The sequence below is a fragment of the Bifidobacterium eulemuris genome, assembly GCF_014898155.1.
In the GTDB taxonomy this organism is placed as follows: Bacteria; Actinomycetota; Actinomycetes; order Actinomycetales; family Bifidobacteriaceae; genus Bifidobacterium; species Bifidobacterium eulemuris.
The window spans coordinates 2,766,148-2,792,159 of the sequence record NZ_CP062938.1; the positions used below are offsets into that span (position 1 = coordinate 2,766,148).

21 protein-coding genes and 1 other RNA gene are annotated in these 26,012 nt (G+C 64.7%); 16 read left to right on the forward strand and 6 right to left on the reverse strand.

Annotated elements, in window-relative coordinates; genetic code table 11:
* Nucleotides 1–8: 8 nt before the first annotated feature.
* Entirely contained in the window at nt 9–2,288 is a 2,280-nt protein-coding gene (locus BE0216_RS11250) for a HelD family protein (RefSeq protein WP_094637031.1), read from the reverse strand.
* A gap of 315 nt (nt 2,289–2,603) precedes the next feature.
* Here BE0216_RS11250 and mraZ point away from each other — a divergent pair, with 315 nt between their 5' ends.
* The 12 genes from mraZ to BE0216_RS11310 all read left to right on the forward strand — a co-directional run bounded on the left by mraZ (nt 2,604) and on the right by BE0216_RS11310 (nt 16,786).
* Nucleotides 2,604–3,122, forward strand: coding sequence for a division/cell wall cluster transcriptional repressor MraZ (gene mraZ / locus BE0216_RS11255; protein ID WP_094637032.1), 519 nt, complete (start codon nt 2,604–2,606; stop codon nt 3,120–3,122).
* Nucleotides 3,122–4,159 carry a 16S rRNA (cytosine(1402)-N(4))-methyltransferase RsmH gene (gene rsmH, locus BE0216_RS11260; protein ID WP_094637033.1) on the forward strand — a complete coding sequence of 346 codons (1,038 nt, stop codon included), beginning with the start codon at nt 3,122–3,124 and terminating at the stop codon, nt 4,157–4,159. The genes mraZ and rsmH overlap by 1 nt, the downstream gene beginning before the upstream one ends.
* Before the next feature lie 9 nt (nt 4,160–4,168).
* Nucleotides 4,169–4,627, forward strand: a complete 459-nt coding sequence (locus BE0216_RS11265) for a hypothetical protein (RefSeq protein WP_094637185.1) — start codon at nt 4,169–4,171, stop codon at nt 4,625–4,627.
* The gene (locus BE0216_RS11270; protein ID WP_094637034.1) at nt 4,624–6,420 is read left to right on the forward strand and encodes a peptidoglycan D,D-transpeptidase FtsI family protein; all 1,797 of its coding nucleotides are present in this window, start codon (nt 4,624–4,626) and stop codon (nt 6,418–6,420) included. The genes BE0216_RS11265 and BE0216_RS11270 overlap by 4 nt, the downstream gene beginning before the upstream one ends.
* 29 nt (nt 6,421–6,449) lie before the next feature.
* Nucleotides 6,450–7,331, forward strand: coding sequence for a hypothetical protein (locus tag BE0216_RS11275; protein WP_094637035.1), 882 nt, complete (start codon nt 6,450–6,452; stop codon nt 7,329–7,331).
* A 47-nt stretch (nt 7,332–7,378) separates the two neighbouring features.
* Nucleotides 7,379–8,860 carry a UDP-N-acetylmuramoyl-tripeptide--D-alanyl-D-alanine ligase gene (locus tag BE0216_RS11280; protein WP_094637036.1) on the forward strand — a complete coding sequence of 494 codons (1,482 nt, stop codon included), beginning with the start codon at nt 7,379–7,381 and terminating at the stop codon, nt 8,858–8,860.
* A 19-nt stretch (nt 8,861–8,879) separates the two neighbouring features.
* Nucleotides 8,880–9,983, forward strand: a complete 1,104-nt coding sequence (mraY, locus tag BE0216_RS11285; protein ID WP_094637037.1) for a phospho-N-acetylmuramoyl-pentapeptide-transferase — start codon at nt 8,880–8,882, stop codon at nt 9,981–9,983.
* Nucleotides 9,984–10,042: 59 nt separating this feature from the next.
* Entirely contained in the window at nt 10,043–11,485 is a 1,443-nt protein-coding gene (gene murD / locus BE0216_RS11290; RefSeq protein ID WP_094637038.1) for a UDP-N-acetylmuramoyl-L-alanine--D-glutamate ligase, read from the forward strand.
* Nucleotides 11,472–12,710, forward strand: coding sequence for a putative lipid II flippase FtsW (ftsW, locus tag BE0216_RS11295; protein ID WP_094637039.1), 1,239 nt, complete (start codon nt 11,472–11,474; stop codon nt 12,708–12,710). Before murD ends, ftsW begins: the two co-directional genes overlap by 14 nt.
* A gap of 64 nt (nt 12,711–12,774) precedes the next feature.
* Nucleotides 12,775–13,962: a UDP-N-acetylglucosamine--N-acetylmuramyl-(pentapeptide) pyrophosphoryl-undecaprenol N-acetylglucosamine transferase gene (locus BE0216_RS11300; protein WP_094637040.1), complete on the forward strand. Its 1,188-nt coding sequence runs from the start codon at nt 12,775–12,777 to the stop codon at nt 13,960–13,962.
* Between the two features lie 89 nt (nt 13,963–14,051).
* Nucleotides 14,052–15,602: a UDP-N-acetylmuramate--L-alanine ligase gene (gene murC, locus BE0216_RS11305; RefSeq protein ID WP_193042865.1), complete on the forward strand. Its 1,551-nt coding sequence runs from the start codon at nt 14,052–14,054 to the stop codon at nt 15,600–15,602.
* Nucleotides 15,603–15,718: 116 nt separating this feature from the next.
* Nucleotides 15,719–16,786, forward strand: a complete 1,068-nt coding sequence (locus BE0216_RS11310) for a cell division protein FtsQ/DivIB (protein ID WP_094637186.1) — start codon at nt 15,719–15,721, stop codon at nt 16,784–16,786.
* Nucleotides 16,787–16,869: 83 nt separating this feature from the next.
* On the opposite strand, the gene BE0216_RS11315 is transcribed toward BE0216_RS11310, so the two are convergent.
* Nucleotides 16,870–17,430 carry a TetR/AcrR family transcriptional regulator gene (locus BE0216_RS11315; protein WP_094637042.1) on the reverse strand — a complete coding sequence of 187 codons (561 nt, stop codon included), beginning with the start codon at nt 17,428–17,430 and terminating at the stop codon, nt 16,870–16,872.
* Between the two features lie 107 nt (nt 17,431–17,537).
* Here BE0216_RS11315 and BE0216_RS11320 point away from each other — a divergent pair, with 107 nt between their 5' ends.
* Nucleotides 17,538–18,221 (forward strand): HXXEE domain-containing protein, encoded by a 684-nt coding sequence (locus BE0216_RS11320; protein ID WP_143249310.1) that lies wholly within the window; start codon nt 17,538–17,540, stop codon nt 18,219–18,221.
* Between the two features lie 84 nt (nt 18,222–18,305).
* Here the strand turns inward: BE0216_RS11320 and ssrA are convergent.
* The 4 genes from ssrA to BE0216_RS11340 all read right to left on the reverse strand — a co-directional run bounded on the left by ssrA (nt 18,306) and on the right by BE0216_RS11340 (nt 22,436).
* Nucleotides 18,306–18,702, reverse strand: a transfer-messenger RNA (tmRNA) gene (gene ssrA / locus BE0216_RS11325).
* A 210-nt stretch (nt 18,703–18,912) separates the two neighbouring features.
* On the reverse strand, nt 18,913–19,809 hold the full coding sequence (locus BE0216_RS11330; RefSeq protein ID WP_094637044.1) for a carbohydrate kinase family protein: 897 nt from the start codon (nt 19,807–19,809) through the stop codon (nt 18,913–18,915).
* A 66-nt stretch (nt 19,810–19,875) separates the two neighbouring features.
* Nucleotides 19,876–21,096, reverse strand: a complete 1,221-nt coding sequence (locus tag BE0216_RS11335) for an ROK family transcriptional regulator (RefSeq protein ID WP_094637045.1) — start codon at nt 21,094–21,096, stop codon at nt 19,876–19,878.
* Nucleotides 21,097–21,302: 206 nt separating this feature from the next.
* Nucleotides 21,303–22,436, reverse strand: a complete 1,134-nt coding sequence (locus tag BE0216_RS11340) for an ROK family transcriptional regulator (RefSeq protein ID WP_094637046.1) — start codon at nt 22,434–22,436, stop codon at nt 21,303–21,305.
* Nucleotides 22,437–22,630: 194 nt separating this feature from the next.
* Here BE0216_RS11340 and BE0216_RS11345 point away from each other — a divergent pair, with 194 nt between their 5' ends.
* From BE0216_RS11345 to nagB, 3 genes are all read left to right on the forward strand, one after another.
* Nucleotides 22,631–23,368, forward strand: coding sequence for a hypothetical protein (locus BE0216_RS11345; protein ID WP_143249311.1), 738 nt, complete (start codon nt 22,631–22,633; stop codon nt 23,366–23,368).
* A gap of 8 nt (nt 23,369–23,376) precedes the next feature.
* Nucleotides 23,377–25,047 carry a right-handed parallel beta-helix repeat-containing protein gene (locus BE0216_RS11350; RefSeq protein WP_094637048.1) on the forward strand — a complete coding sequence of 557 codons (1,671 nt, stop codon included), beginning with the start codon at nt 23,377–23,379 and terminating at the stop codon, nt 25,045–25,047.
* 129 nt (nt 25,048–25,176) lie between these two features.
* Nucleotides 25,177–25,989: a glucosamine-6-phosphate deaminase gene (gene nagB, locus BE0216_RS11355; RefSeq protein ID WP_094637049.1), complete on the forward strand. Its 813-nt coding sequence runs from the start codon at nt 25,177–25,179 to the stop codon at nt 25,987–25,989.
* Nucleotides 25,990–26,012 lie beyond the last annotated feature (23 nt).

Here is a 26,012-nt window from a genome sequence, read left to right on the forward strand (position 1 = left end):
TCTCCACCTTAGAGGGTTAACGAGGATTCGTCAGCTTGTGTCCGAACTATAACCAAACGCTGCGTCGGACGGGTCATGGCCACGTACAGGTCGGCCGCGGCCACCAGACGCGCGGGGGCGTCGTCCTCGATTTGGCCGGGTTGCGCCACGATGACGGCGTCGTATTCCAGTCCCTTGACCTCTTCGGTGCCGCAGACGGCGACCTGGCGGTCCCAGTCGGGCTGGTCGGCCAGACGTGCGGCCTCGGCGGGCTCAAGCGCCGCCTCCAGCTGCCTCGACACCGCCTGGCGCATGGAATCGACCAGTTCGTCGGGAGCGATGATGGCCACACGGCCGCTACCGTCGGAGGAGACGAAACGTCGTGTCAGTTCGACCGCCTCGCGCCCGACGGCCTCGGCCAGCGCTGCCTCGTCGCGCACCACCTGCGTGGACACGGATTCGGGCATGCTGCGCACGGCGTTCACCGTGGAGATGTACAGGCCCTCCGCGGAGGCGAAGCGCGACGCCAGATCCGAAACCTCTTTGGGGTTGCGGTAATTGATCGTCAGCTCGTTGAGATCCCAATGCTCGGCGCCGAACAGCCTGTTCATCGTCTTGGGCCAGGATCGGGTGCCTCCCAGCGCGGAGGTCTGTGCCACATCGCCCACGATGGTGAACGAACGCGAAGGGCAGCGGCGCATCAGCATGCGCCAGTCCATATCGGTCAGCTCCTGCGCCTCGTCGACCACGATATGGCCGTACACCCATTCGCGGTCCGCCGCCGCGCGTTGGGCGGTGAGTTCCGCATCCTCGCCGTTGATATGGTCGAGCAGCATCTGGCTGGTCACCAGACCGGTGCCGATTCCCGCCTGCGCGAGGGTGTCGCGGGCGAACTGCTCCTCCTGCGCGCGCTGCGCGTCCTGCGCGGCCCGACGTGCGGAAGCCTTCGGGTCGGGGCCTAAAAGCTCCATGGCCTCGTCGAGCAGCGGAATGTCCGAACGGGTCAGCGGCGAGCCTTTGCGGCGGGTGAGCGTGCGCACGTCGTCGTCGCTCAGCCACGGCGCCATCGCACGCAGTTTGTCGGGACGGGAGAACAACTGGTCGATAAGCCATGGGGCCGTCATCGGCAGCCAGCACAGGTTCAGGGTTTTGCGCACCTTGTCGTTCATGCGCAGCAGCGAGGAGACCCGGCTCAGCTCGGCGGCATCCGGCGTGTAGTCGAGCTGTTCGACGTAACGCTCGCGCATGCTGCGCAGCATCTGCTGGATGAAGGTCTCGCGGGCCTTGTTGTGCGGCGCCCGTGTGCGGCGCGCGTCGTTCTGGGCCTGCTGGATGTCCACGGGCAGCATCGGCACGTTGACGCCGCTGATGTTCACGGTCGGCAGATCGTCGGGGATGCGCACACGCGCGGCCACCGCGTTGGCGATCACCTGCGCCATGCGGCGGTCGCCTTTGAGCTTGGCCGCGTACGGGTCGTCGGTGATGTCGGTGGCGAATCCGGGCACCAGGTCGGCGATGGTGCGGCTGACCACACCGGTTTCGCCGAGGGAGGGGAGCACCTGGTCGATATAGTGCAGGAACGCGGAGCTGGGGCCGACGACCAGCACGCCGGATCGTTCCAGCATGCGGCGGTGCGTGTAGAGCAGATAGGCGGCGCGATGCAGCGCCACGGCGGTTTTGCCGGTGCCGGGGCCTCCCTGCACGACCACCGCATGCCCCATATCGGAACGGATGATGCGGTCCTGCTCGGCCTGGATGGTGGCCACGATATCGGTCATTTTGCCGGTGCGTCGGGAACTGAGCGACGCCAGCAGCGCGCCCTCGCCGGTGAGCGTGCCCGCGGACGAGGCCTTGTCCACCTGATCGGAGTGCACGTCGAGCACCTCGTCTTCGATGCCGACGACCTCGCGGAAGCTCAGGGTGATATGGCGGCGCATCACGATGTCGCCGTGATTGGACGGGGTCGCCTCATAGAAAGGTCTGGCGGCTTCGGCGCGCCAATCGGTGAGGATCGGCTCGTGGGTTTCGCTGGACAGTCCGACGCGGCCGATATAGCGCCGCGCTCCCTGGACGTCGTCGAGACGGCCGAACACCAGACGATCCTCGACGGCGCGCAACTGGGTGAGGCGATCCTCGTACATCGTGGCGAAGGAGTCGCGTTCGGTGCGTTGCGTGGGGGAGCCGTGCGATCCCGCGGCCCTTACGGCGTCGAGCCGTGATCTCGTCTGCGCGCGCAATGCGTCCAATCGGCCGTACGCGCGGTCGACGGCCTGCTGTTCCTCATGCAGCTGGGAGGAGTAAGTCGACATGGTCGTCCGTTTCTCATGATGGCAACTTCGGGCAATCAAATGTAGCGCGTGCCCTATACGAATCGGCGGCCTTCGGGGCGGAAATGCGCGGGGGCCGGGCGTCATATCGGCGTGGGGCGAATCCGGGCCGTTCGCAAGACCCCAGCCCCAGGCTCGCGTCGGTCGCGGCGGCCGACACGCTCGATAAGGGTGCCGGGCCCTAAAAGATGCAAAGATTTGTGTTTCGGTGGTGAGAAATGGGGAGCAGTGGGGTAAAGTGGTGAACCAGTTGTGGCCGTAGTGTACCCGGATGCGTCCGTGGAAGGAGGTGGAGCCATGGTCGATGAGCAGTCGCCAGCCGTGCATGGCTCCGCCGCGCCCACGGCCGGCGTGGCCGATCTGCTGGAGGGGCTTCCGCCGCTGCTGTTGGGCACCTACACGCCCAAAATCGACGCCAAGGGACGTATGGCGTTGCCTGCGAAATTCCGTTCCCAATTGGGACAGGGACTGGTGATGGCGCGCGGTCAGGAGCGATGCGTGTATCTGTTGCCGTTCGACGAGTTCCGCCGTATCGCCGGACAGATCCAGCGCACCTCCGTGGGCAACAAGGCCGCCCGTGAGTATCTGCGCGTGTTCCTTTCCGGCGCCGTGGACCAGCAGCCCGACAAGCAGGGCCGTGTGCTGGTGCCGCAGATGCTGCGCGATTACGCGGATCTGGGAAGCGATGTGGTGGTGATCGGCGTGGGAACGCGCGCCGAACTGTGGAATAAGGACGCTTGGGAGCGGTATCTGGCCGAGAAGGAAGAAGGCTATGCCGATATCGCCGACGATGTGCTGCCGGAGGTGGAATTCTGATGACCGACCTGACCTCCATCCATCAGCCCGTGCTGCTTGACGATTGCGTGAGGCTGGTGTCTCCTGCCCTGCGTCGCGAGGGTTCCGTCGCGGTGGACTGCACGCTGGGTTTGGCCGGACACTCCACGGCCTTTCTCAAAGCGGCCCCCCAAGCGCGGCTGATCGGCATCGACCGCGACGCCGAGGCGCTGGCGATGGCCACCGAGCGTATGCGTCGCGAGGGACTGTCCGACCGTTTCACTCCCGTGCACGCCGCCTTCGACGAATTGGACCGCGTGCTGGAGGACCAAGGCGTCGACGAGGTGGACGCGGTGTTCATGGATCTGGGGCTGTCCAGCCTGCAGATCGACGAAGCCGACCGCGGTTTCTCCTATTCCCATGACGCGCCGTTGGATATGCGCATGGACGTGACCCAGGAGCTGACCGCCGAAACCATTCTCGCCACCTACGACGCGCGCCGGTTGACGCGCGTCTTCAAGGAATACGGAGAGGAGCGCTTCGCTCGTCAGATCGCCGGCCAGATCGTCGCCCGACGGGACCGGGAGCCGTTCGTCTCCACCGCGCAGCTCAACCGGTTGGTCGACGAGGTCGTGCCGCAGGCGCACCGTCCGGCGGGCAATCCCGCCAAGCGTGTGTTCCAGGCGTTGCGCATCGAGGTCAACGGGGAACTGGACAAACTGTCCTCGACCCTTCCCCAGGCCGCGAACCGTCTGTCGGTGGGAGGCCGCTTGGTGGTGGAGTCCTACCACTCGCTTGAAGACAAAACCGTCAAGGCGTTCATGGCGCAGGGGCTGCGCATCGACGCGCCCGTCGATATGCCGGTGGTGCCGCCGGACGCGCAACCGTTCTTCGCGGATCTGACCCGCGGGGCGATCAAAGCGGACGCCGACGAGATCGCCGCCAACCCACGCGCCTCATCGGTGCGGTTGCGCGCCGTGGAACTGACGCGGCGGATTCCCGACCGCTGGCGCCGTCGTTTCGCCGAAGGCCAGCAACACGACCATGCGACGAACCGTCGTCGATCCAGAAGGGGTTGAACCATGTCGATGTCTTCGCCACGCAGTGTGCGTTCCCATGCCTCATCCGCGGCCAGCCGTCCCGCGGCCAAGCCTCGGGCCTCTCGTCCCGAACTTCGCGTGATCACCGGACAGCGCTCCGAATCGGAGCGCGCCGGCGATACGATCGCCCGCGTGGTCGAATGGACGCGCACCCGCAGCGCTCCGCTGCTGCACGTCGCCATCGCCGTGACTTTTCTGATGTGCACGTTGATCGGTTCGCTGATGCTGCGCACCCAGATGGTCGAAAACTCGTTCGAGGCCTCCGAGATCGAACAACGCATCAGCCAGCTCACCCAGGACGTCGAAGACGATCAGGCCAAGCTCGACCAGTTGGTGGCGTCCCTGCCGAGCAAGGCCGAAGAGATGGGCATGGAGCCGCAGTCGGGCTCCACCTCCATCGACCTCAACGGATACCAGCCGAGTGAAAGTGAAAGCGCAGCTCAATGATCCATCGCATCCTCAATTTCGCCCGGGCGAAGAACTTCGCCTTCCGGTGCATCGCCATCGGTGTGGTCTTGGCATTGGTCGCAGCCGTCTGCCTGGCGCAGTTGGCTGCCACCCAGCTGATCGGCGGACGCCAGACCGCACTGGCCGCGACCCAAAGCCGCACGCTTTCCGTGCCGCTCAGCGCCAAACGAGGGCGCGTGCTCGACGCCAACGGCACCGTGCTGGCGCAAAGCGTGGACCGTTACACCATCGTGGCCAATCCCGAGGCGGCGCAGGATTTCGTTCCCATCACCTGCACCGGCGAAAACGACGACGAATGCCATGAGATCGACGGCGAACCCGTGGGTGTGAAAGGCGCCGCCGCCGTGGCGCGCCTGCTCGCCTCCGTGCTGGATATGAACGCGATGGAGCTGGGCGCCTCCTTAAGCATCGACGGACAGTACGTGGTGCTCAAGAAGGACGTGACCCCGCAGGTCAAGCGCTCCATCGAGGATCTCAATCTCGGCGGCATCGTCTGGGGAGAGCTGAGCGATGAGCGCGTCTACGCCGACGACAACCTGTACGGCGCGCTGCTGGGCGGCGTCGACGCCGAAGGTGTGGGCGTGTCCGGCATCGAATTGATGGAGAACGAGCTGCTTACCGGCACCGACGGCAAAAAGGTGTACCAGCAGGGCAACGGCGGCGAGGAGATCCCCGGCACGGTGACCGAATCGACCGAAGCCGTGAACGGCAGCGACGTGACGCTCACCATCGACAGCGACGTGCAGTGGTATGTCAAGAAGGTGCTGCGCGAGGCGCAGGAGAAGTACGGCTCCGACTGGGGCATCGCCGTGGTGCAACGCGTCAGCGACGCCCAGATCGTGGCGTTGGCGGACAGCGACGAGATCTCCGCCGGCTCCGACGACGCCAAGCTGGGCACGTCGCGTGCCGTGAGCGAGGTGTTCGAACCGGGCTCCATCGGCAAGGTGATCTCGCTGGCCGGCTATCTGCAGACCGGGCAGCACAAGATCAGCGACCAATTCGAAGTGCCGGACAACTACACCCTGGACGGGCAGACCTATAAGGACTCCTTCACCCACGGCACCGAACACTGGACGCTGGCCGGCATTCTCGAACAGTCGTCGAATGTGGGCATGATCCTCGCCGCCGAGAACTACACGGACGAGCAGCGCTACGAGTATCTGACCAAATTCGGCATCGGACAGGACAGCGGACTGGGTCTGCCCGGAGAATCCTCCGGTCTTCTGGCCTCGGCCTCCTCATGGGATACGCGTACCCGCAACACCGTGCTGTTCGGACAGGGCTACGCCACCAACATCCTGCAGCTGACGAACGCCATCGCGACCATCGGCAACAAAGGCGTCAAGCAGCAGCAGTCCATCATCAAGTCGGTGACCGACGCGGACGGCAAAACCACCGAAACCGAGACCTCGGGCGCCACCCGGGTCGTCGACGAGCAGGTGGCCGCCGACGTGATGAACGCCATGGAATCCGTGGCCGAGCACTACAGCACTTTCGTGAAAGTCGACGGCTACCGCATGGCCGCCAAAAGCGGCACCGCCGAGGTCGTGGGCAGTGACGGGACGATTTCCAGCATCATCAGCGACTATTCGGTGATCATTCCCGCCGACGATCCGCAGTATGTGGTGACCGTCGTGCTGAAGGATCCGCAGGGCTCCTACGGCGGTCTGACGGCGGGCCCGGTCGCCGCCGATATTTGTGCGTTCCTTATGCAGAAATATGAGGTGCCGGTGTCCTCCGCCCGCGAGGATGCTATTCCAGTCAATTGGTGAGATATTTCCGGATGGAAGGGCGTCAATCGATGAGCGCAGTGAGCGAAGCTGGCAGTCAACGCTTGACATTGGGCGGTTTGGCGCAACGGTACGGGCTGGATATGGAGCCCGGGTTCATCGCGAATGTGACGATCACCTCGATCGCCGACGACGTCGACTCGCTTTCTCCGGGCGCGCTGTTCATCGCGCGGACCCCGTCGGCCATCGCCGCGTTGCCCCGCGCCGCCCAAGCCGGCGCCTACGCGGCCCTGCTGCCGCGTTCGGCCCGGGGACGCGCGGAAACCGAAGGCGGTGAGTTGCCGTTGCTGTTCGGTTCGTTGGACGAACGCCGTCTGGGGGATCTCGCGTCGGCGATCGCGGGGAATCCGTCGAATTCCATGGCGGTGTTCGCCGTCGCTGGCGACGACCGGAGCGCCATCGAGGCGGATGTCGCCGCATTGTTCGATCTGCTGCATCTGCTGGGCAATCCGGTGGCCGTGATCAGCGCCGATGGGTCGCGCTCCATGGAACGATCCCTTGAACTGTCCTACCCGTTGGGGGTGCTTGACGTGCAGCGTGTGCTGTCGGTGTGCGCGGAGGACGGCGTCGCCGCGGTGATCATCGCGCTTGACGCGCATACCATCGCCGAGGCGGGACTGGAGTCGGTCACGATGGATGTGCTCGGCATCGAGCGGAACACCGGCCACGCATCCGTCGAAGGACTGCGATCGCGATACGGATTCGCCGTCGACGAGGATATGCGGCTGACCACACCCACATCGGAGGCGAGACAGCTTTCCTTGGAGTCGGCCATGTCCAGCGCGGAAGGCATCAGCGAGCCGCTGGCATTGGCCATCTCCATGGTGTTGGCCGCCGGCGTGCGCCGCAACAACGTCAGAAGCGCCCTGAGGGTGTCCAGGGAATTGCGGTAGGCCTGGTTCGCGACGAATCAAGCCCGATATGTGAAGGAGAGACCACTATGGTGCCGATGAGCGTTGAGACGATCGCGCAGGCGGTATCGGGGCGGCTGGTTCTGCCATCGTCGCAGGATGCGTCGGCGCTTGGCATCGCGGCGGTCAGCGATTCGCGGCAAATCAGCGAAGGCTCGGTATTCGTCGCGATCAAGGGCGAGAGGGTGGACGGCCATGATTTCGTGCCGTCCGTCGCCCAGGCTGGCGCCGTGGCGGCCATCGTCGACCATCCCGTCGACGGGGCGCGGGTGGCGCAGATCGTCGTCGACGACACGGTCGCCGCGCTGGGGGCCCTCGCCGCGCATAACATAGCCATGCGCAAGGCCATGGACGAGCCTTTCGACATCGTCGGCCTGACCGGATCGGTGGGCAAAACCACCACCAAGGATCTGCTCTCCGCGCTGCTGGAGCGTGTGGGGAAGACCGTGGCGCCGGTCGGTTCCTTCAACAACGAGATCGGCCTGCCGCTGACGGCTCTGAAGGTCGATCGCGACACGCGTTTCTTCGTGGCGGAGATGGGGGCCAACCATCTTGGCGAAATCGCCAATCTGACGCGCATCGCCCCGCCTGAGGTGGCCATCGTGCTCAAAGTGGGGGTCGCGCATCTGGGTGAATTCGGTTCGCGGCAGATCGTCGCGCAGGCGAAAAGCGAGATCGTGCGCGGTCTGGTGCCGGGAGGTATCGCCGTGCTCAACGCCGACGACGAGTATGCCGCCGCCATGGCGGATATCGCCCCGGGAGAGGTCCGTTGGTTCGGCATTGACCACACCGATGCGGCGCATACGGTGAGCGCCACCGACATCACGATGGACGAACGCGACCGGGCCGGCTTCGTCATGCGCACGCCGGACGGCGAGACCCCGGTGCGTCTGGGGATCTCCGGACGGCATAACGTGATGAACGCGTTGGCCGCGGCGAGCGTCGCCCTGCATTTCGGCATGAGCCCCGCAGAAATCGCCGAGACGTTGGGTACGCAGCGGCGCATCAGCCCGCATCGCATGGCCGTCAGCCAGGTGACGCGAGGCGCGGCGGAGTTCACGCTGATCGACGATTCCTTCAACGCCAATCCCGACTCGATGAAGGCGGGATTGGACGGGCTCGCCTCGTGGGGCGCGGGCAAACCGTTGTACCGTGTCGCCGTGCTGGGCGCCATGCTCGAACTCGGCGACGATGGTCCGGATCTGCACGCCCAAGTGGGCTCGTACGCCGCCTCGCTGGGGGTGGACGCCCTCATCGCGGTCGGTGGGGCCGGCGACGGCGATCTCGACGCGTTGGCCGAGGCCTTGGCCAACGGGGCAAAAAAGGAACGCTCCGACGCGCGGGGCGGCAAGGGGTCGATAGACTTGGTTTCGGATATCGACCGGGCGGATCGGCTGGTGTCGGATATGGCGGCCGCCCATCCGGACGTTGTGGTGCTGCTCAAGGGATCGCACGCGTCGGGATTGAGCGCCCTCGCCGAGCGCTGGACCGCCGGGACGAACAACCGATAGAAGAGATGGAGAGCCTCACGTGATTGCGCTGATCATTGGAATGCTGGTGTCGCTGGTCGTCACCATCGTCGGCACGCCGTTGCTGATTCGCTTGGTGAACCGTCTGCATTACGGCCAGTACATTCGTCAGGACGGGCCGCAATCCCATCAGGTCAAGCGCGGCACGCCGACGCTGGGCGGCGTGGTCATCAACATCGCCATCGTCGCCGGGTGGGGCGCTTCGGCGCTGTACCGGTGCCTGGCACGTGGCGAACAGATCTCATGGTCCGCCGTGCTGGTGCTGTTCGCCATGCTGTCGATGGGCGCGCTCGGCTTCATCGACGACTTCGCCAAGGTGCGCAAGAAGCAGAACGAGGGGCTGTCCGTGGCCGGCAAGTTCGCGGGCCAGTTCATCCTCGGCACCATCTACGCGGTGCTGGCGCTGGTCGTCCCCACCAAGTCGGGGCTGCCCAGCGCACAGGCCGGTATGAGCTTCATCGAGCAGCCGTTCTTCAGTTTCGAATTCGCCGGGGATCTGGTGGCCACCGTCCTGTTCGTCATCTGGGTGAACTTCCTGATGACCGCGTGGACGAACGCGGTGAACCTCACCGACGGCCTTGACGGACTGGCGGCGGGATCCTCGATGATCGCCTTCGCCGGGTACGCGATGATCGCGTTCTGGGAAAGCTACCATCTCAAGGGCAGCGGCCATGAGGGATACACCTATGCCGTCTCCGATCCGCTCGATCTGACCATCATCGCGGTATGCGCGGCCGTGGCCTGCTTCGGTTTCCTGTGGTACAACTCCAATCCCGCATCCATCTTCATGGGCGATACCGGCTCGTTGGCGTTGGGCGGTCTGTTCGCGGCGCTTTCCATCGCCACGCATACCGAATTCCTGGCCGTGATCGTGGGCGGCCTGTATGTGATCGAGGCGATGAGCGACGTCATCCAGGTGGGGTATTTCAAGATGACGCATCGCCGTGTGTTCAAGATGGCGCCGATACACCATCATTTCGAGCTGAAAGGATGGACCGAGACCAAGGTCGTGGTCCGTTTCTGGATGATCGAGCTGATGTTCGTGCTCGTCGGCGTGGTGGTCTTCTACGGCGATTGGGTGGCCCGTTCCAATCTGCTTGGCTGATGCCAAGGAAAGTCGATCGTCGGGAACGGCCGCCCCGCGCGGAACATAAGGAGAAACGTATGGAATTGGCGAATGCGACCGTATTGATCGCAGGTCTGGGTGTTTCGGGGCGCAATCTCGCCTCCGTGCTGGCCACCCGCGCCGGTGGCGTCATCACCGTCGACGAGCATCGTGAGGACGCCGATCTGCGCTCCTTCGACGAGGTGGATTGGGACCGCATCGACATGGTGATGAGCTCGCCGGCGTTCAGTCCGAGCGCGCCGTTCGTGCGCGAGGCCGAACGGCGCGGTATTCCCGTCTACAGCGAGGTGGAATTCGCCTGGATGCTGCGCGTCGACAACGCGCGCACCGGCGAGCCGGCGCCGTGGATCGGCATCACCGGCACCAACGGCAAAACCTCCACCACCGAAATGGTTTCCGCCATGCTGACCGCTTGTGGGATGAACGCTCCCGTGGCGGGCAATATCGCGGCGGGCGACATCTCGCGCACGCTGTCGCATGCGGCGCTCAACCCCGATAACGACGTGCTGTGCGTGGAGCTCAGCTCATTCCAGATGCATTTCACCGACGATGTCGCGCTGGAATGCGCGGCCATCACCAACATCGCCGACGACCACCTCGACTGGCATGGCGGACGCGAACGGTACGCCGCCGACAAAGCCAAAGTGTTCCGAGGAGCGCGCCGCGCGATCGTCTACAACGCGCAGGACGTCGTGGTGAGCGCGCTGGCCGCGCAGGCCCCCGTGGCCGAGGGATGCCGCAAGGTCGGCTTCACGTTGGAGACGCCGCGCGAGGGGGAACTGGGCGTGCGCGACGGTTGGATCGAGGACCGCAGCGGTCTGGTATCGGGGAACGGCGAGCCGGTTCGTCTGGCACCGGTGAGTCGGTTCACCCATCTGTGCGAGCCCGACGGCACCATCTACCCTCATCTGCTGGCGGACGCTCTGGCCGCCCTGGCGCTGGCCTTGGGACTGGGCGCCGATGCGGAACGCTGTCTGGAGGCGCTGGAGTCCTTCGCTCCCGGCGGCCATCGCATCGCCACGGTCGCCACCGCGCATATGGAGGGCGGCGACATTCGTTTCGTCGACGATTCCAAAGCCACCAACGCCCACGCGGCCAAAGCCTCGTTGTCGAGTTTCGCGGACAAGTCGGTGGTATGGATCGCCGGAGGATTGGCCAAAGGCGGCCGGTTCGAGGATCTGGTGCGGGACCAGGCCCATACCATCAAAGCCGCCGTGATCATCGGCGTGGACCAGCAGACGATGCTGGAGGCCTTCCGCACCCAGGCTCCGGATATTCCCCTGACGGTGATCGATCCGGCCGACAACGACACGGTGATGGACCGCGCCCTCGAAGCCTGCGGCGCCTACATCCAGGCGGGGGATGTGGTGCTGATGGCACCGGCCTGCGCCTCCATGGACCAGTTCGTCTCCTATGCGGACCGCGGCGATCGTTTCGCCGAGGCGGCGCGGCAGTGGGTTCGGGCCAATGGCGTCGGGTAAGACATCGGCGCCGCGCCGCGCATCCGGTGTCGGTAAGCCGTCCAAACCCTCGAAACACGATTCTTCCGTCAATGCGATCTATACGGGTTGGCGCGCTCTGCTCAACCCGCTGTGGTGCTATAACGGATTCCGCGTCGCCGTGGCGGCGTTGACCTGCTTCGGATTGATCATGGTGTTCTCCAGCTCGACGGTCACCTCGACCTCGGCCGGCGAATCCCCGTTCTCCGAACTGATCAGCCAGGGACTGTACTGCGCCATCGGACTGATATTCGGCTTCGTGACGATGATGATTCCGCTGAGGCTATGGCGACGTTTCAATGTGTTGGTGATGCTGGTGGCGCTGGTGCTGCAGGCCCTCACCTTCACCCCGTTGGGCGTCGACGCGTACGGCAACGTCGGTTGGATCAAACTGGGACCGGTGAATATGCAGCCCGCCGAGTTCATGAAATTCGCGATCTGCGTCTGGCTGCCCTCGGCGTTGCTGGCCTGCGGCAAACGGTATGCGAAGGAGGGGCTGAAAGCCTACGCGATGCCGATCGGTCTCTACGGTCTGGGATTGGCGCTGGTGCTGGGCGGCAAGGACCTCGGCACCGCCATGATCATCGTGTTCATCGGTGTGGCGGCGTTTCTGGTGTCCGGCTTTCCTCTCAAATGGATGGCCATCTTCGGCGGCGCGATGGCGGCGCTGGTGTTGGCGCTGGTCATCTCCAGCCCCAATCGCATGCGCCGCATCTTCGCCGCGTACGGCGACTGCAGCGCCGCGGACGCGCAAACCGTCTGCTACCAGTCCACGCACGCGCGGTACGCCATTGCCTCGGGCGGACTGCTGGGCGTGGGCATCGGCAATTCGCGCGAGAAATGGAACTATCTGCCCGCCGCGCACAACGATTTCATCTTCGCCATCATCGGCGAGGAGACCGGCTTCGTGGGATGCACGATCGTCATCCTGTTCTTCGTGATCCTCGGCTGGTGCATGATCGTGGTGGCGTTGCAGGTTCGCAACCGGTACGTGTCGATTGTGCTGATGTGCGTGACCATGTGGCTGGTCGGCCAGGCGTTGGTGAATATCGGCGTCGTCGTCGGCGTGTTCCCCGTGCTGGGCGTGCCCATGCCGTTCATCTCGTCGGGAGGCTCGTCCATGGTGATGTGTTTGGGCGCCGCCGGTTTGGTATGCGGACTGATGCGATCGCAGCCGCAGATCAGAAGCGCGTCCCAGCGCGCGTGAAGTTGCTTTGCGGATATCGCGTCGCTTCCGATGTCGGCGCGGCGCTGAACTACACTCGATAAGCATGACGCAAGGCAAACCCCATATCGTGCTCGCCGGCGGCGGTACAGCCGGCCACGTCAACCCGTTGCTCGCCGTGGCCGACGCCATCCGCGAGATTCGCCCGGAAGCCGAAGTGAGCGTGATCGGCACATCGGTCGGTTTGGAACATGATCTGGTGCCGCAGGCCGGCTATGAGCTGGACGCCATCGCCAAAGTGCCGTTCCCCAGACGCCCCGATATGGCGGCTCTGCGGTTCCCCGCCGCATGGCGCAGAGAGAACGCCAAGGTGCGTGCGATCCTCGAGAGGCGTGAAGCGCAGGTCGTCGTCGGATTCGGCGGCTACGCGTCGGCGCCCGTCTACTCCGCGGCGCATCGCATGGGCGTTCCGATCGTCGTGCACGAACAGAACGCCCGGGCCGGCATGGCCAACAAGCTGGGCGCGCGCTGGGCCGATTTCATCGGCACCGTATACGACGACACCGGTCTGAAACCCCGGAAAGGCGCGCGTATGGAACGTGTGGGTCTGCCCTTGCGGCCCGCCATCGCCGATCTCGCCGCGCGGCTGGAATCCGACCCGCGCGCGGCGCGCGTCGCCGCAGCCGAACGTTTGGGCGTGGACCCCGATCGTCCTGTGGTTCTGGTGACGGGAGGCTCCCTGGGCGCCGTCAGTCTCAATCGATCCGTGGCCGCCTGCGCCGGCGACCTGCTGCGCCATGCCCAGATCATCCACCTGACCGGCCGCGGCAAAATCGACGAGGTGCGTATGCTGGTCGAACGATCCGCGGGCAGCCCGTCGATCGACGAGCTGCGCGTCGACGATCTGTCGCTCCATCGCCCATCCGGCGTGGACTACCATGTGGCGGAATATCTGGAACGCATCGATCTGGCCTTCGCCTGCGCCGATCTGGTGATCTGCCGATCCGGCGCGGGATCGGTGTCGGAATTGGCCGCATTGGGATTGCCTGCCGTATACGTGCCGTTGCCGATCGGCAACGGCGAACAGCGCTTCAACGCCGAACCCGTCGTGCGGGCGGGCGGCGGGCTGATGGTGGCCGACCGTGACTTCACCGAGGAATGGGTGCGGGGCACGGTGCCCGGTCTGCTTGCGCAGCCGGAGCGCCTGCACGAACTCGGACGCAAGGCGTGGGAGTACGGCATCCGCGACGCCGCCTCCACCATGGCGCGGCGTGTGCTTGAAATCGTCGAATAGCCAATCGGTGACACCTGTGCCGATGCCGCGCGGTTTGGGGGCGGCATCGGTCATAATGAACAATGCCCAGACATCCGAAGGAGCCATTCGTGTCGCAGACGCAACCCATCATCCTCGACCCCACACACGCCGCATTCACCGCAAACCAAAGCGTGGACGACCTGGGACGGACCCATTTCATCGGCATCGGCGGCGCGGGCATGAGCGTGCTCGCCGAAATGCTGCATGAGCGGGGTGTCGCGGTGTCCGGCTCCGATCGTGAGGCCAACGCCAAAACCGAACGTCTGCAGGCGTTGGGCATCACCGTGCATATCGGACAGCGCGCCGAGAACGTCGAGGGAGCGAACACGGTGGTGTACTCCAGCGCGATCAAACCCGACAATCCGGAGATCGTCGCCGCCGTCGAAGCCGGCGCCCACGTGGTGCATCGCAGCGACATCCTCGCGCTGCTGATGAACGGCCGCAAGGCGGTGACCGTCGCAGGCGCGCACGGCAAAACCACCACCAGTTCGATGCTCGCCCATATCCTGCTGCATGCGGGCACCGGCGCGCTGGCCGATCCCAGTTACGCGATCGGCGGCTCCATCCAAAGCCCCGACGCCCGTCCTCTCGACGGCGGCCATGCGGGGGCGGGAGAGGTCTTGGTGGCCGAAGCCGACGAATCCGATGGCAGCTTCGTCAAATACCGCCCGTATATCGCCGTCATCACCAACGCCGAGCCGGACCATCTCGACCATTACGGCGACGCCGAACGCTATCATGCCGCCTTCACGCGCCATGCCTCTGCGGCGACGGGCCATGTGGTGCTGTGCGCCGACGATGCGGACGCGTTGTCCCTGCTCGCCGACCTCGACCCGCAGACCGCCGCCAAATCCGTGGTCTATGCGACCGGAGCGGCCGGATCCCTGCCCGATCTGCATGGCGCGCGCTATGTGGGCATCACGGCCGAGGGTGAGGATTCCGGCAGCGGCATGGAACGTTTCGTCATGACCCTGCCGGCCGGTATGGCGGGGGAGGGGCCCGTCGAACTGCCTGTGTCGCTGCGGGTGCCGGGCGTGCACAACGCGCGCAACGCCGCCGCCGCCATCATCGCCGCGGTGCTATTGGGTATGGATCCACGCTCCGCGGCCGACGCCATCGGCTCGTTCCTTGGCGCCGCACGTCGTTTCCAGATCCGCGGCGTCGTCAAACAGGTCACCGTCGTGGACGACTACGCGCATCATCCCACCGAAATCGAAGCGTTGCTGGACGCCGCGCGCCGGCGCTATCCGGACCGCGCGATTCGCGTGATCTTCCAGCCGCATCTGTTCTCCCGCACGAAATTCTTCGCCACGCAGTTCGCCGAGGCGCTCTCGAAAGCCGACGATGTGATCGTCTCCGGAGTGTTCCCCGCCCGCGAGCGGCAGGAGGATTTTCCCGACGTGGGCGCCCGGACCATCGTCGACGCGGCCGCGGGGCTTGCGCATAAGCCGCAGGAGCGTTGGATCCAGGCGGTTGAGGATATGCATACCGCGGCGACGATGATGGTGATGCGCGCGCATCGCGGCGATGTGATCTTCACCGTGGGCGCCGGCGATATCACCGATATGGGGCCGGTGCTGGTGCACGCGCTCGAGGCGCATCGCGAAAGCTGCGTGTGATGGCGGGACGGACGGTCAGCTCGGCGGATCCGAACGCGGCGGGAGCCTCACGCGATGAGCCGCGAACCCGCAACGGCACACCGCAGGATGCGCAGGATGGACGCGTGTCGCGGCGTATGGTCGGTTCCGCAGGATCCAACGGCACCGGCGTCTCCGCTGGTTCCGGTGGCCCGCGTTCGTCACGTTCCGCCCGGTCCGAATCCGATGACGCGCGATCGCACGGCGTGGGGAGACGATCCGCGTCGTCCCGTACCCGTTCGGCGCGTTCCGCGTCGTCCGATTTTGGGAAAGGCGACGCCTCGGAGGGAAAGAAGCCCAGTCGCAGCGCTTCGGGAGCGTTCGTCGACGCGCGCGCGTTGTCCAGCAAGGATTATGTCGCCTCGACGCTTGAGGAGAGCGCCGGTCCACTCGGCGTATCTTCCCGCCCCAAGGTCGTGGACTTCGTCCAGCGTTCCAAGGAGCGCCGCAAGGCGTCCCGCCGTGTGATCGCACTGCGGGTGCTGATCGCGGTGGCGGTGGTCTGCGCGGCGGTCGGATTGACCTGGCTGCTGTTCTTCTCATCGTTGTTGCAGCTGCGGACCTCCGATATCACAGTCGAAGGCGCCAATGAATGGGTCAGTGAATCCCAAGTGCTGCAGATCGCCGGCGAACAGGCGGATAAATCGCTGCTGTTGGTGTCGTCCGATGAGGTCGTGTCCCAAATCAAGGAGATTCCCGGCGTGACATCCGCCACGGCGACGAAACGCTTCCCCCATGGGCTGCTTGTCGAGATCGAAGCGCAGAAACCCGTCGCCATGCTCAAGACGTCGGATGGGTCGATGACCGCGGTGGATAGTCAGGGTCGTGTGCTCAATTCGGTCGAGGACGTGAGCGTCGACGGCATTCCGGTGATTGAGGTGGAGGATGTGGAGGCGAGTCTGAACACGCAGGCGATCAAGGAGGCGTTGAAGATTCTGGCCGCCTTGCCCGAATCGATGCGCCAGTCGGTCACTTCGGTGACCGCCGAGACGCGGGACTCCGTGACCACTACGCTGAACGATGGCGAACGGGTTATCGTGTGGGGCGATTCCTCGGATCTCGAGCTCAAAAAAGCGGTGGTCGACAAAATCATCAACGACCCCAACGTGATCGGCGACAAAAAGCAGGTCGACGTCTCCGCGCCCCTCAAACCCATCATCAAATAGCGTCTCCCGCCATCAGACGCATGTCGGATGCCGGGAGACGGCCCGCGTCCGCCGTGGCGGGCAGCGGACGCGCGAGCCGCCAGCTATCGATTGAGCGCGTCCGCGATGACGGCGATGCTCGCGCCGGCGTGCGCGTATATCTCCTCGGGGCTTTCCGTCTGCCCATGCAGATGCCAGGTGTTCATCACGGCCGGGAGGATGTTCGTCAGGATGGAGACCAGATAATCGGATTCGGCGTCGGTCATCGTCGACGCGTCGGCGAAAATCCGCTTCATAAGCTCGCCGTTCCTCATATGCGTGTCGTAGATGATGCCCGTCAGATTGTTCTCGACCAGCGTGCTCACCAGCGTCCCATGGCCCAGCCATCGTTCGATGAAGACGAGGAGCAGGTCGCGGTTCGTCGCGAACCGTCGTTGGGACAGCTCGTCCGCCAGTTCCTGGAAGATCCGATCGCACCGGTAGGACAGCACATCGTCGATCGCGTCGAAAAGGCGGTAGAAGGTGGCCCGGCTGACATAGGATCGTTCACAGATGTCCCTGACGTGGATTTTCCGATATTCCTTTTCCCGCAGACATCGCTCGAGGCCGTCGCATATCAGTTCCGCGGATTGTCTGGCCCGTTTGTCGTTCGACACGTGATGCATATCCGCCATCTCCTGTTCTGAGACATTCTTATTCGCTTTGTACAACATCTCTGAGACAAGTGTGTCACAACTTTGAGTTCTGATACGTTTGTCTCAGAAAAGGAGGTATGGCAATGAATAAAACCGGATTGAGCTGGTGGAGCGACCGCGCGTGGTTGTGGTTCGGCTGGTGCGTCACCGCCGTCATCACCGTGCTGATTCTGCTGAATTGGAGGACGTGGTCGGCCGAGCTGAAACTCGTCGCGGCGATCGCCGCGCTGATTCCCGTCCACGCCACGGAGGAGTGGGTGTTTCCTGGAGGGTTCAACTTCCAATACAACACCTTCCTGTATCGGTCCGCGCGACCGGACCGATATCCGATGTGCCGGGCGTCCGACATGATCACGGTGCTGGGCGTCACGATCATGTACGCGGTTGTGGCTTTCGCGTATGCGGTCGGCGGCGGAGCGGTGCATGCCGGCGTGCTGATGAGCGCGATGGCGTTCTCAGCGCTCGAAGTGGTGTTCCACACGTACTGCGGTGTGCGGGCGTATCTCATGTACCGGAGCAAGGGAAAAACGACCATATACGGGCCCGGATCCATCACCGCCTATCTCGGCTTCGGCGTGCTGGGCGTCCTGATGTTCTACAGCCTGCGGGACATGTCGATCGGAGCGTCGGATTGGGGGCTGTGCGCGTTGATTCTGGCGGCCATCGTCTGCTTCTGTTTCATTCCGGAGCAGGCGTTCAAGAACAAGGTCGATTCATACTATTTCGAAACCAACGGTTACTACGACCGCTTTCTCAAATAATGCGTCCTGAACCGCGGGCGGGGTTCTCTCTGCGTGTGAAGACAACAAAAACGCCACTGCCTTGCGGCAGTGGCGTTCTCATATCCGTGGAGCTGCGGGGAATTGAACCCCGGTCCGATGACCGTACCCTCAGTCTTCTACGTGCGTAGTCTGCTGGCCGTGCGGCGGTTTTTCTGCCCCCGTCTATGTCGCAGACGACGGACGGCGGGCATATCTGCAGTGAAAGTCCCTTGGCGGCCCTGAAGCTCAGCCGTCAAAGCAAGTCTTCTTAACGACGCTCAGCTTCTCCCCGAAGACGAAGGAGAGTGAACGGAGCGGCTGCTCACTGGTTAATCCTGGCGCGAAGCTCAGGCAGCGAGAGCGAACTCAGTGCGGTTAGATTTAGCACTTATTCTTTTGCAGGGGACATCCACGAGCGGACCCTGCGTTCTCGGCACGCTTCCCTGCGACGAACAGGTCACCGTCGAAACCGATCAGCCCCAATCTTGAGTTATCAAGCCTCCGGCGCGAATGGCCGGACATTTTAATATACACCGATGGTCGGTTTCTCCCCAATCCAAGCGGGCGTGTTCCTCTGATGGCGTAAGCCCCACGCCTATGGCAAAGCGAATGCCGGCGCGCGAGCCGCCGTATGGGCGGCGGTCACGGCCGGCATTCGCCTGACGATGGACAGCGAGGGGACGGGCTCGGCTTACTTGCCGATCTCGGCGAGATAGTCGGGCATGGTGTCGGGGTACTCCGGCCACGCGCCGGCCTGGGTGCACACGTAGGCGGCGGTGTTGACCGCGCGGCGGTGGGCCTCGGTGAGGGGTTCGCCCGCGAGGATGTGCGCGGTGAAGGTTCCGGAGAAGGAATCGCCGGCGCCCACCGTGTCGGTGACCGTGACATGCGGGGTGTCCACGGTGGAGGACTCGCCCTTCTTGGACAGGATGGTGCTGTAGGCGCTGCCCGCGGTCAGGATCACGTAATCGAGGTCGAACTCCTCGATGAACCAGCGCCCAGCGTCCTCGCCGGAGGTGCCGCGGATGTCGAACATGTCGCGCAGCAGCAGCAGTTCCTCGTCGTTGATCTTGAGCACGGTGGCGGCGTTGAGCAGCTCCTCGATAAGCTCCTTGGAATAGTGGTCGCCGCGCAGGTTGATGTCGAAGAACTTCATGGCGCCCGGCTTGGTGTGCTTGAGCAGCTCGGTGATGGTGTCGTGCGATTCGGGGGAGCGCAGGGCCAGGGTGCCGAAGCACACGGCGTCGGCCTTGGCGACCACGTCGATGAGCTCGCGGGTGTAGAGGATGTGGTCCCAAGCGACGCCCTTGACGATGGTGTATTCCGGAATGCCGTTCTTGAGCGACACCTCGACGGTGGAGGTCGGCCAGGCGTTGCGCTGGATGATGGTGTGGATGCCGGCCTTCTTGGCCTCCTCGAGCAGCTCGTCGCCGAGCTCATCCTCGCCGACCGCGCTGATGGAGTAGCCGTCCGCGCCGTTCTTCATGGCATGGTAGGCGAAGTTGACCGGCGCGCCGCCCGCGCGCTTGCCGGTGGGGAGCATGTCCCACAGGAGTTCGCCGAGGCTCAGGACGATGGGGGTGGACATGGTGGGTTCCTTTCTGTGGAGGGGAGGATGTTGGGTTGTGAGGTTGCTGCCGACGGACACCCGGGATTAGGTGACGTCGAAGAACACCGAGGGGTGTTCCAAAAACTGGGTGATGGCCACCGCCGCGGCGCCCGCCACGGCGGCGTCGGTGGACAGTCCGGACAGGGTGATGGTGGTGGAGTCGTTGAGTTCGGAGATCACGCGTTCGTCCACCACGCGGCGCACCTCGTTCAGCAGCGGCGCGCCCGCCTCGGATACGATGTCGCCGAGGACGATGTGGCTGGGGTTGAACGCGTTGAAGATGGTCACGCAACCGTATCCGACGAAGCGCGCGACCTGCCTGAGCAGGTGGTTGGCCGTCGCGTCTCCGGCGTCGCAGAGGGCGAACAGCGCCCGGCACGCCTCGGCGTGCGACATATCCGCCGAGCCGGGGATCAGTCCGTCCGTGGCGTTGACGAGTTCGTGGATGGCGCTGGCCGAGCAGTAGCGTTCCAGGCATCCGACGTTGCCGCAGTCGCAGGGCCTGCCGTTGACGTCGATGCTGACATGGCCGATCTCCGTGGCGGCGCCGAGCGCGCCGTTGATGAGGTGGCCGTTGTCGATAGCGCCGAGCCCCACGCCTTCGCCCACGAGATAGTAGGCGAGATTGTTCGCGGCGATGTCGGGGTCGAACAGGTATTCGGCGAGCGCACCGGCGCGGGCGTCCTGTTCGAGGAACACGGGGACGCGGAAGGCGTCGGCGAATTCGCGCAGGAAGTTGACTTTGCGCCATTCCTGCATGGAGGAGACGACGGCGATGCGTCCGATTCCACGCAGGTAGGGGCCGGGCACGGCCATGCCGACGGCCATGATGCGTTTGTCGTTGGCGAGCAGGTCGTTGACTTTGGTGTGGATGGTGGCGATGGTGTCCCAGACGGTGTCGTTGGACACGGTGGGCAGGTTGTCCAGGGAGAGCCGGTTGCCGGCGAGGTCGAATACGCCGATCTGCACCAGGCTGCGTGCGAATTTGACGCCGATGACGCGGAAGTGCGAGGTGTCGAGTTTGAGTCCGATGGAACGGCGGTTTTTGCTGCCTTCGATATCGCCGGTCTCTTTGATCACACCGGCTTCGATCAGGCGCGCGGTGATTTTCGTGATGGCCGCGGGGGTGAGCTCCAGCGCTTTGGCGATTTGCGCCCGGGAGCTGACGCCGTGGTGGTAGAGGTGCTGCAGGATGCGGGAACGGTTGGATTCGGAGATGGATGCCTGTGAGGCCGTGGTGTTGGCGGGTGTTGTGGCGTTCACCATGAACCTCCTTGCTCCGTCGCGGGTGTGCTCGTGTCTTGTCCGCTCATCTTTGAATCTGAACTTGATTTGAATATTAACGCAGTTAATCAATAAACGCAATTAAGATTCAAAATCGGCGTGTCGCCTAGGATATGCGACGTCGAGGGTGCGGGTGATTCGTTGAGAATGTGTGGCACCTCCAAGGCCGCGGTTCGCGTCGTTTGGGGTCATAGGCGCTTGATGTGCCGGTAGATCACGGCGACGGCCTCGCCTTGTATGGTGATGTCGTCGCCGCACTGTCCGCGACGCACCAGGGTTCGTTCCCGCCATGTCGAATCGGTGGTTTGGTCGAGGTGGCTTTGGAGCGCGTCGATGAACCCGTCGTTGATGATGTCGGCGGGGCCGTACACGCATACGTCGCCCAGGTCGAACATGCCGATCGGCATCGCAAGCGCCTGTCCTAGCCGGCGCGCCGCCTCCGCCAGGATGTCGGCGTGCGCGTCCGGCGGGCTGTCGTGCAGCTGCGAGTAGATGACCGGCGCCGAGGTGAGCCGTTCCAGGCAGCCTCGTTTGCCGCACGGACAGGGCGGTCCCTGCGGTTCGAGCGAGATGTGGGCGATCTCTCCGGCCGCGTGGTTCTCGCCGATCACGACGGTGTCGTCGACCAGGATGGCGGATCCGATGCCTCTGCGCACGCGCACGAACAGAAGGTTGGGTCCTCCCTGTCCGAAGAACCGCTCCGCCATCATGGCGGCGATGGCGTCGTTGTCGACCGTCACCGGCAGGTCGAAACGACGTTCTATCGGGGTTTTCAGGTCGAGATCGCGCCAGCCGAGATTGGTCGAGGCATGCACCACGCCGTCGTCGTCCACGATGCCCGGGGTGGCGATGCCGATGCCGATGATGCGGCCGTCGGGTTTCGGCAACGCCTCGATGGCCTCGCAGATGGTGTCGACGGTGATCTGCTGTCCGTCCAGCACGGCGGCCTCCGCGTGGGCCAAGGGGCGGCCCAACAGATCGGTGACGGCGGCGCGGATGAGATGCGCCTGGGAGAGGTCGACGCTGATCGCGCGCAGCCGGTCGGCGTCGATGCTGAGCAGTGTGCCGCGTTTGCCTTTGGAATGGCTCGGCGCCTGGCCGACTTCGCGGATCAATCCTTCGTCGAGCATTTCGCTGACCACGTCGGAGACGGCCACACGGCTCAGTCCGGTACGCCGTCCGATTTCGGCGCGGGAGAGCCTGCCGTCCGGGAAGAGCAGGGAGAAGATCAGCGTGCGGTTGTTGCGCCGCGCGTCGGCGGGCCCGGCTTTGGACGGCTTGCCGAAAGCGTAGCCGCTGAGCTCCGTGGTCGGTCGCTGCATGGAATCGTCGCTCCCTCCGCTGTGTTGGACGCCGCGATGCGTCCCGAGCGTTCCTCGTATCGGTGACGGTGGCTCAAGTCTACTGGCAAAACCGTCGCGGCATACCGATGGCGGCGTGACGCGCGGGATATCGGCCCGGTTAGGATGGGGATGCCCGTCGAAGGCGAGGATATGCGAAGGTCAAGGAGGATGCGGTGGCTGATGAGGGTGTGATGGCCGAATCGGCTGCATGGCCGGGTTCGCAAGGCGGCCGTGCGGCGCTGTTCGCTCTGGGAGGGCGTGTGGTGGGGGAGGAGGAGTTCCTGTTCGCTCTGGGGCGCGAACGCCATGCGACGCAGGCCTATTTCCGACGCCGGTATGACGCCGATCTGGGGTATGGATTCTGGCGGGCGTCCTTTGGCGGGGAGTCGGTCGCGCAGTATGCGGCCCGTCGCGCCGTGGACCGGTTGCGCCATCTGCACGCGTTCTATGAGGTGGCCGCCGGCGCGCGTTTGGTGGACGGGGTCGATTTCGCGTCCGCCAAGCGGCGCTGGGCGGCGTGCAACGTGCGGCTGGAACGTGCCGTGCGGGCGGGGGAGCCGGTGTATGGACTGTCCCGATATGATTTCGCCACGTACCTGACGCATGAGATGGCGGCTCTTGAGGAACGCTACTGCTCCGATCCCTCGCTGTCGGGCATGGCGGTCGGGGACGACGAGGCCGAGCGTTTCTTCCGAAGCGGGTCGTGGACGGTCGACGGGCGTGGGGCGGGGTTCGCCGAAGTGCGCGCGCATGTCGTGGCGGAATTGAGAAAACAGAAATTTGTGAATATAGTTAACAATTGTGCGGACGCCATCGTCGTCGAAGGCGTCCGGTGGCGTGCGCTGCAAGCGCTCGTCGAGCGGACCGCCATGGCCTCCACGAAGGGAGGCCGATCCCAGCCAGCCAAGTAGGAGAGCACATGTTGTATTACGTCTCGTCCGATGTCGACCCCGATGCGACCAACGACGGTCTGAGCGAAGACGCCCCGTTCGGCAGCCTTGAACGCATCGGCGACATCGAGCTCGGTCCCGGAGACCAGGTGTTGCTCAAGCGTGGGTCGATATTCAATGACCAGGCGCTGCACATCAAAGAGGGCAGTTCGGGCAGCGAGGACGCCCCGATCCGCATCGCCGCCTACGGCGAGGGCGCCGCCCCCGTCATCAACGCCAATGGGCGCGGCCAGTGGCTTGAGGACTACAACACCACCGAAATCGGCGGGCATCGGTACCGTGCCGTCATCTCCACGGCGCTGCTGCTCAAGGACGTGCGCTACGTCGAGGTGGAAGGGCTGGAGATCACCAACAGCCGCGAGCTGGGCAATCCCGATGGACTGGCCTACAACGACCGCGACGCCATGAACCGCACCGGCGTGGCCGTGATCGCCGAAAACGCGGGAACGCTGCGGCATATCGTGCTCACCGGACTGAATATCCACGACGTGACCGGCAATGTCTACGACAAGCATCTGGCCAACGGCGGCGTGTACTTCATCGCGCACTACCCCAAGGATCCCTCGCGTAGGGAGACGTCCATCGCCCGCTTCGACGACGTGCGCATCGTCGGCAACCGGCTGGACACCGTGGGCCGCTGGGGCATCGCCGTGGGATACACCGCCTACCTCAACGAGCTGGACGCCGACGACTACGGCGACGGCACCATCGACGACGCGGCGATCGCGCGGTATGGCCACACCAATGTGCTCGTCGAGAACAACTACGTCAAGGACGCCGGCGGCGACGCCATCACCGTGATGTACTGCGACCGTCCGCTGGTGCAATACAACGTGGCCCAAGGGGCGGCGAGGCAGGTGAACGACGCCGACTACACCGCCACCGACTTCGGCAAGGTGGCCGCCGGCATCTGGCCATGGCGCTGCAAGAACGCCCTGTTCCAATACAATGAGGTGTTCCATATGCGCAACGGCGCGCACGGCAACGACGACGGCCAGGCGTGGGACGCCGACTACGGCGACGGCACGCTGTACCAGTACAACTATTCGCACGGCAACACCGGCGGCACGGTGATGTTCTGCATGGGCAAATCCGTGAACAACACCTTCCGCTACAACATCGCGCAGGGCGATCTCAAAGGCGCCATCGACATCCCGGACAATCCCGACGCGCATGTGTACCAGAACACCTTCGTCATCCCCGAAGGCGGCACGGTTGTCCGCGACAACCACGTCGGCGGGCACGCCGTCGTGGAGAACAACATCTTCTACAACGCGCAGGACCATGCCGTCGAGGGCAATTGGACGCAGGGCGGTTCGCCGGTGACCTACTCGAACAACCTCTACTACCATTTCGCCGACATGCCGGACGATCCGGACGGCATCGCCGTGCCGCAGGGCGTGGCGGTGCTGCGCGACCCGGGCAGCGCGCCGACGTCCCCCGATCCGAGCGGCTTGGTCCGCCCGCACGGCGATCCCGAGACCCGCACCGTGTTCGAGGGCTACCGACCGGTCGCGCAGGGGCCCGCCATGGGTGTGGCGAAGCGAATCGTCGACCACAACGGCTTCGCGCCGGACAAGGATTTCCTCGGCAACGAGGCGGCCGGGGGCAATGCCGTCGGCGCCATCGTCGTGCCGTAGCGACGCGGTGCCGCGTGGGCCGTCGCGTGGGCGGCGTGCGATGGTCCATGGTGGGCGTATACTCGAATATGACAAGGAAGTTAACGAAAAAAGAGGCTCCTGTTCGGGCACCTCTTGAAAGGGTAGAACATGCCAGAAGTCATTATTGTCAAGAACGAAGCCGAAGCCGGCGAGATCTACGCCCGGGCGGTGGCCGACCTCATCAAATCCAAGCCGGACGCCGTGCTGGGCCTGGCCACCGGATCGAGCCCCCTGGCCGCCTATCAGGCGTTGGCCAAAACGGTGAAGGACGAGGCCATCGATATGAGCCGCGTGCGCGGTTTCGCGCTCGACGAGTATATCGGCCTGCCGCTGAGCCATCCGGAGTCCTACCACAGCACCATCCACCGCACGGTGGTCGAGCCGCTGGGAATGAACCCCGATCTGGTGCATGTGCCGGGCGACGTGCTGGACGGCGCGCCGCTTGAGGACGGCGACAAGCTCGCCCACGCCGGTGCCGACTACGACGCCGCGATCGAAGCCGCCGGCGGCATCGACGTGCAGATCCTGGGCATCGGCACCGACGGCCATGTGGGATTCAACGAGCCCGGCTCGTCGCTGGCCTCCGGCACGCGCATCAAAACGCTGGTCGAGCAGACCCGCGTCGACAACGCCCGCTTCTTCGACGACGATATCGACCAGGTGCCCACGCACTGCATCACCCAGGGCATCGGCACGATCATGCGCGCCCGTCATCTGGTGCTGCTCGCGTTCGGCGCGGGCAAGGCCGAGGCCGTCGCGCAGACCTGCGAGGGCGGCGTGAGCGCCTTCTGTCCGGCCTCCGCCCTGCAGATGCATCCGCACGCGACGATCATCGTGGACGAGGCCGCCGCCTCGAGCCTGCGCCACAAGGAGTACTACCAGTACGCCTACACGCACAAGCCCGCCTGGCAGGGCATCTGATTCGCCGCGCGGGATAAGGAGGG